Source organism: Pseudaeromonas pectinilytica (genome assembly GCF_054780855.1).
Genome location: NZ_BAAGVN010000118.1, coordinates 1 through 6,979, shown reverse-complemented (window position 1 = coordinate 6,979; position 6,979 = coordinate 1). Strand labels below are relative to the sequence as shown.

The 6,979-nt window shown below is 47.6% G+C and carries 4 protein-coding genes; all 4 read right to left on the bottom strand.

The features are described 5' to 3' along the window. Nucleotides 1-225: 225 nt before the first annotated feature. The 4 genes from ACYVG7_RS08550 to ACYVG7_RS08535 all read right to left on the bottom strand — a co-directional run bounded on the left by ACYVG7_RS08550 (nucleotide 226) and on the right by ACYVG7_RS08535 (nucleotide 6,831). Nucleotides 226-1,413 carry a capsule biosynthesis protein gene (locus ACYVG7_RS08550; RefSeq protein WP_460882733.1) on the bottom strand — a complete coding sequence of 396 codons (1,188 nt, stop codon included), beginning with the start codon at nucleotides 1,411-1,413 and terminating at the stop codon, nucleotides 226-228. Nucleotides 1,414-1,421: 8 nt separating this feature from the next. Further along, nucleotides 1,422-3,383 (bottom strand): capsular polysaccharide biosynthesis protein, encoded by a 1,962-nt coding sequence (locus ACYVG7_RS08545; protein WP_460882732.1) that lies wholly within the window; start codon nucleotides 3,381-3,383, stop codon nucleotides 1,422-1,424. Nucleotides 3,384-3,709: 326 nt separating this feature from the next. Next, the gene (locus ACYVG7_RS08540) at nucleotides 3,710-4,768 is read right to left on the bottom strand and encodes a glycosyltransferase family protein (protein ID WP_460882731.1); all 1,059 of its coding nucleotides are present in this window, start codon (nucleotides 4,766-4,768) and stop codon (nucleotides 3,710-3,712) included. Beyond that, nucleotides 4,756-6,831, bottom strand: a complete 2,076-nt coding sequence (locus ACYVG7_RS08535) for a glycosyltransferase (RefSeq protein ID WP_460882730.1) — start codon at nucleotides 6,829-6,831, stop codon at nucleotides 4,756-4,758. The genes ACYVG7_RS08540 and ACYVG7_RS08535 overlap by 13 nt, the downstream gene beginning before the upstream one ends. Between the last annotated feature and the right edge of the window lie 148 nt (nucleotides 6,832-6,979).

The following is a 6,979-nucleotide window of genomic DNA, read 5'->3' as shown; positions in this document are numbered from 1 at the left end:
TTGTTTCTGGCCATGATTTAACCCTCCAGAACAGAACCCTTTAAGTGTAGTCCTGAAGGGCTGAATCATGGTGGTAATCAAGTAAGAAATAGCATTGCCAAGATCGGAATATCTTCATCGCAAGCTCCTTATGACACCACATCATTCAGCGAATGACGACAGCGGCTCAGGTACCTCTTACGATTGAATGTAGTCGCGATTCCTTAACTTTGTTTGATCATTTGATTAACATTTGGCTAGGATTTTCTCTTTGACCGCTGCCGTGCTCACTTCTAACTGGCTATAAAAACTACCGTTGAGCTGGGTCAATTGAAGCAGCGAATGCCGGTATCGTTTGAACACCTCACGATTAACCGGGCTTGGCTTGCGCCAAAACTGCGCCAACTCACCTTGCGTCGTTAAACCTGGCAGATCGTAAATAGCGCGCCCCAGACAGAAAGTAGGCACACTGTGCAATAGGGCAGACAGCCCAACAGTACTATTGATCGTCACCACACCCTTCAGCAGCGGATAGAGTTCAGGCAATGGCAGTTCATAACCATAGAAAACTCTCCCCTCCAAGCCGAGTAAATTAATCAAGCGTTGAATTTGCGAGCGGTAGTGGACAAATCCACGATCCATCGGATGATGTTTAAACAGCAGTACATCACGCGACTTGGCATGAGCAGCAAAAGAATTAATGACCTCCCCCACCATCTCTTCTACACCACTGAGCGGCGAATGTTCTCGGATCTGAAAATCCTCCGTCACCTGTAAAGGAACGAAAAAAACATGCCCTTTATGCGCTTGTATGGTTTTACGTAATTGAACATCAGCGATTCGGTACCATTGCTTAACCACAGCACCAGAGACCCAACCTGATAGCTCTTCGAAAAAATTCCAAGGGCGATGGTGTTTGTAGTGGCGGTACTTCCATCGCCCACACGCCTTATGAAGGTAATAGAGCATTGCAAATTTGCTGCGCAAAACCATGGTCGGTCCAATCGACAACGAGGCATCGAATGAGGTGGTCCATTGCATATCCGGTAACAAGTGACGCTTAGCATACCAAGGGCTGAGTGCGTTTACCCCGCCCCGCTCTACGGTGATGAAATCTGGCCTGAGGTAACCTTCCTCCATCGCCCAAAAAGGTATATGACGCAACCGGCAAATTCGCGCGGCTAGCTTGTGGTAGTAGCGGCAGTCTCCATAACAAGCAACCATCTCTATTCGATGCTGCTTGATATAACGACGAATAAATGAGTTCCACTCTTCTGGCTTACCCTGAAACGGTTCACCATGACCGACACCAGGCCAATACTCATCGCCACCATTGAACCAAATACGAAAAACCTGATGGCCATCCGCTTGCAATACCTGACTTAAAGCATGGAAAAAGGGGCCAATCGGTCCCTGTAATAACAGAATATTCAATCTAACACCTATTTACGCACAACCAGTGGCATGACGGCTTCCAGCAGATAGTTCGCCTTCAAATACCAACGCCGCCAACGCCCCAGTCCTGTACCAACCGCTTTCCCCTGCATCGCTAATTGGTGAATAAGCTGCTCCGGGGTGATCCAAAACCCCGTGTTCCAATCGATATAGTGCGGGTAAACAGCCAGAGTCAGGTAAACCAACCAACTCAGTGGAATATTGCGATATCGTCGAGCTGGAGGATAAACATCTGTGGTTAACCCCCAGCCGCTATAAAATGGTTGTCCCCAGGTGGTCACCTTAACGCCCTGCACCAAGGCCTCGAACCCGCTGAGGGAGGTCATGGTGTGGAGTTCATCCACATGGGGATAAAGCGAGGAAAGACCAATGTCCAAAACCTGGCTATCCACGCACGCGGCCAAGCAGGATGCAGAGATAGCCCCTAAACGATTACCCGCTACAACATCAGGATGAGGTTTATACAGAATATGCGCTTGCGGATTAGCGGCCCGGACCGCCCAGAGCAACTGTTCATTGCTGCGAATGGTCGAGCTCCCCGTCACAATAGAGGCATCGCCATCTACCTGACCCACGACCAACACCAGCCAACGCCCATCACCGGGCGGCTGATAGTGCTGCTCCTCACCGACGTTATACTTGCTGACTCTATGCTGCCGTAGAAGATCGACCAAATCAGCCCCACGCTGAGCCTCAGCCTCAGTCAAGGAGTGGTAGTTAAGTACCTGCTCAAGCCCGCTCGGATTACGACTATCAAAGTAGATCCCAACCGAATCAATCGATAACGATGATGGTCGGCATAGATTTGAACCAAGCCCCTTCGAGCGAATAAACCCATCTTCGACGCGGATAACGGACGTGAGCTCAGGATAACGACTGCCCCACACTAATATCTGTTCATCATCCGATATGCGTTCAGGTGGCGAGCGCACAAAACGCAACTCATCGGCCAGGTGGCGGCAAAACGCCTGCATAAAAGAGCGTTTCCACAGTGAAAAGCCCACCAGATAGAGACGGCGCCAACGGGGCTTGGGCTTCTGTTGGCACGCAATGATTTGCAGTATGTCTTCCACTTCACAACGTTGCCCCAACACGGGGTCCAAATAGCGAGGATAGAGAATCAAAGCCGCCGCAACCAATTGGACCAACGAGACCGAAATACAGCGCCGTACACACTGTTTGCTGTCATGGGTCAATCCCCACCCTGCATAAAACGGCATCCCGAAGCAATAAACCGGCTTCCCCAGTAACAGCGCTTCAAAGCCAAGTTGCGAAGAAACGGTATACACCGCCTCGACCTGCTTGAGTAATACATGGGGATGGCAATGATCAGCAATGACCTCGACATCGTTTAGCTGTAAGCGAGCTAGCACGCCCCGCTTCTTACCAAAACGGGTATCGGGGTGTGTACGCAGCAATAGCCGAGCATGCGGGTGATTGCGACGCGCGGCTTCCACCATGGCAAGAAAATCATCGTCACAGGCCAAAGCACCCGGAATCGAGAGATCGCCTGCGACTTGATCAACCAACAGCACCTTAGCCCTGTCATCAGTTGAAAATTGCTGGGCCAGCCGAAGAGGTAAGCCTTGTGCATTGCAGCCTTGAGAGAAGAACCGAGGATAGGAGACAACAGGCGGCGTGTCGTAGCAGTTGTACTTGGTCACACCAAGGCGCACCACTTCCTCGATGAGGAGAGCAGCACGATCCAGCAGAGCCGGGTCACAAGGTGCGGCAATTAATTGCTCAAGATGGCTCGGCATTCTGGCGTCGTAATAGATCCCGATGGGATCTGCCACCAGCGACACGGCCTTGCCGCCACGAGCGGGATGGCCGATATAGCCGATAAACCCATCTTCCAGCTGCCAGTACGGCACCCCGTATTCTTGGGCTTGCTGCTTAATCCGCTTGGTATTAGCTTTTTGTCCCCAGCCAGCGAATATATCCGTCACCGCGGGAGTAGATGCTGAATTTAACTGTTCGATTGGATGGTTAAACAGAGCATTTAATACCGTTCGACGCGCGTAAAGCCCTTGGCTGCAAACCCAAATTGTCACTGGAAAATCAAAGCCTCATCAAATAAATTAGCATTGGACAGTGTCGAACCAATTAAACTTACAATGAATAATCGTTATGTTGAGTTAGTGGCGTTCAACCAATAAAATGCCATTATCAACTGTACAATACCCCGCGCAGACGGCGCAAACACCTAAACAAACATTTACACTATAAAATCATGCCGCACAAGATTTACAAAAAAATTGCTGGCTTTTCGACATTAAGACACATCCTCGCACAATAGTTTAACATTCAGTGAGGAACTCAACCGTTGCGCTTTTAGAATCGCTTGCGATACTAATGAGGCACGTTTTTCTGGATTATCAACTAGCAGCAACAGTGACGAGATCCAGATATCAATATTATTTTCAAGAAGCAACCCATCGACGTTTTGAGCAATTACATCTGAATACGGCGCCACATTAGTATATATACCAAATGCGCCCATGCGAGCAAAATCAAAAAATTTAATCGCCCCCCGCGCCGCGTTGAACTCACTTGGCAAAAGAGGAGCCAAACCAATATCAACCTCATGCGTCATTGTATAAGCCAGATAATTATTCCAACTCATAGGGTGCATTACTTTTACTCTTGGAAGGTCTCGATATGTTTTATACACATCAAACTCACCAAACAACTCAAAAGTAACATTTTCCCGAGCGGCTAAAACCCCCTCCATGATGGAGCGTAACCACTGTTTCTCTTCTCGATGAGCGCTAGTACCATGATAGGCAAGACGTACAGGTTTCTGTCGCTGCAAATAACTAACACAAGGACTGGGGGAAATAAGAACTGCATCCAAATGTCGATATTTTTTGGCAAGATATGGCGTTGAAACCCAAAGCTGATCACAGTGCAGACTAATCCAAGCGTGTTGCTCAGCACCCCGTTTAAGAATTTTTTTCCGATAAGACTTTGGCAATGCAGATAAAGCTTGATGATCCAATAAATCATCATCCATGAAATAGACGATGAGATGAATGTTAATCATCTGCCTGTCGAGCCATACTTGCCAAGAACGAGGTATATAACGTATTACAATCAACACATCCCCAGGAGCAATCGGCTCTGGAGGCAAATGGATATCCTGATAATGCACATCACAATGTGGATAACGGGTCCTAATCGACAACGAAAAATAAGCCAACGTTGCAGACTCCCCTTCGTGCAAAATATAAAGTCTCTCGGCAGGCGCGGTTGCACCTTGAGGCATCTTTAACCGTGACCGACCAAGAGAAACATAGGGTTTAAACATCAATCGTTTAATTACTTCATCCATGGTAAAGAAACTCGTGGTGAACGACTGAGAGAAAAATCAGGTCGGTCATAGTTCAAGTTAGGATTGTAGTAAGGATCAACTTCCAGCCGCTTTTTCCAGCGAGTGCGCATGTAATCCAACTCTCTTTTAGCTCTGACTTTTTGCTCAAGAGAAACATCTTTACCACGACTAACAGACTCATGATGGTAAAGCTCTGCAAAGGGTGTCCAAATAACTGACAAACCAAGTTCTTGCACGCGCAGGCAATAATCGACGTCATTGAATGCAACCGGAAGATGAACTGAGTCTAGGCCGCCCAACTGCAGATATATAGATTTATACGTTAGTAAACAAGCACCTGTGACCGCAGATAATTCTTGTGCACACAGAGCTCGCGAACAATAGCCAGGTTCATCGCGTGCTAAGCCATGGTGCAAATGGTCTGCGCATCCACCTGGGCCGACCGCATCACCGCCATGCTGAACTTGTCCATTTTCGTAGAGTAATTTTGCTCCCACAACACCGACGCCAGGCCGCAGCAGATGCGATACCATCTCTCGCAACCAGTTTGGGTTTATCACTTCGGTGTCATTATTAAGTAAACAGAGCAATTCACCATGTGACATCTGTGCCGCATAGTTGTTAATAGCGGAATAATTGAATGCATAATCATACAACAAAACACGAACACCATAGTGTCGCTGTATTTCATCAAAATACATTAAGGTATCAGAGTCATTCGTTTGATTATCGATCACTAAAATATCGAGAAATGGATAATCGGTCCTGTTTACCAAACTTTCTATGCAAGGCCGTAAATGATCCAAGCCGTTCCTAGTCGGGATGATCACACTCACCCGTGGTAATTCGCTGGGCAGTGGCCATGATATGTGTTTCACCGCACCGACGTCATGAACTTCCGCTCCAGTACCATAGATTTGATGATGCATTATTATTGGACATGTCTTGGCAGAGGCAACATGATCTTCGCAAATGTGAAGCAAAGGTGACGCGATATGATAAATCGAACCATTAAAGAGTGAAACAGATAAGGATAACCAATGAGCATGGATTGCCTCACCCGTTTCCCCTGGCAATGTGCCATATTTATCCTGATACCAAACAGCACTCCATCCTATATAATTCTGACCATGTAACAACGTCGGCGACCAATTTGGTTTAAAGCAAGGGGAATGTCGAATATATTGTTCGGGAGAGCGCACCAGCAGCTGATCATGATCACTATAAATAAACTTACAACGCGGATACTCAAGGGCACAGAAAGCAAACCAATATAACGCATGCTCGCTCAATTGACTGCCAATAGGTAAACACATGTGCCAGCCGCTGTTTATCTCTGAAACAGATTCAAGAATGGAGAACGGCCACTGACCATCAATTGCAGGAGCATAAATCCTGATATTGGTATACAGCTGATGAGATAATGACGCCAACGTTCGATGAAGGGCATCGATGTCTAAGTTACCGATCAGGTGAATATGAATCAGCGGAGGATTTTTCCAGCGTGATATCTGTTGTCTGATTCGTCTCCGGTCACCTTCTCCTATATGATCAAATTGCGCTACCCAACTGTCATACCCCTCGCAACGTCGATCATCGCGTAATTCACCGGCAATACGATAGGCTAACGATAGATCCTGTAGCGGTAACCAGCGAGATAAGCCCGAACGGATCCTCAATAACCGAGGACGTCGATACATGGGTAAAACACGTTGCCATTGCCGCAGACAGCGTTCTAACCAAGACACGGCACGTAATTCGATTAGATGATACTGGCACGAAGCCCCACTGTTCGCCGGCTGCCAACTAAGTTGTCGTAGTGGTGCAGAAAGTCGCACCAGTTCAAGCAAATTACCACGACGACTTACTGGCAGTGTTATTCTCTCCTCGGTACCATCCAAATACTGGCAGAACAAAATCGTCGTGCCTCTCGGCTTATCTGCCCGGATATGCGCCCGGATCAATAACCAACTCCCCACACCGATGGGTATACTTAATGGCTGCCACAGGGCACCATTATCGGTAGTCGAGGGGGAGTAACAACTATCTGGCGCTAATTTCATGGTAAATCAAGGAACCTTAATAATACTTGGACAACTTAGTTACAGATATTCAGCGATGAAAAATCCGGCGCTGTTCCCTTTACGTGTTGGGGCAATCTATACTTGCAGTAAGTTCGCTGGACTGAGGTGCCCGCTATGGATACCAACC

Excerpts from the sequence above, each read along its gene's own strand:
- ACYVG7_RS08540 (WP_460882731.1), bottom strand. The coding sequence starts at position 4,768 with ATGGATGAAGTAATTAAACGATTGATGTTTAAACCCTATGTTTCTCTT.
- ACYVG7_RS08535 (WP_460882730.1), bottom strand. The coding sequence starts at position 6,831 with ATGAAATTAGCGCCAGATAGTTGTTACTCCCCCTCGACTACCGATAAT.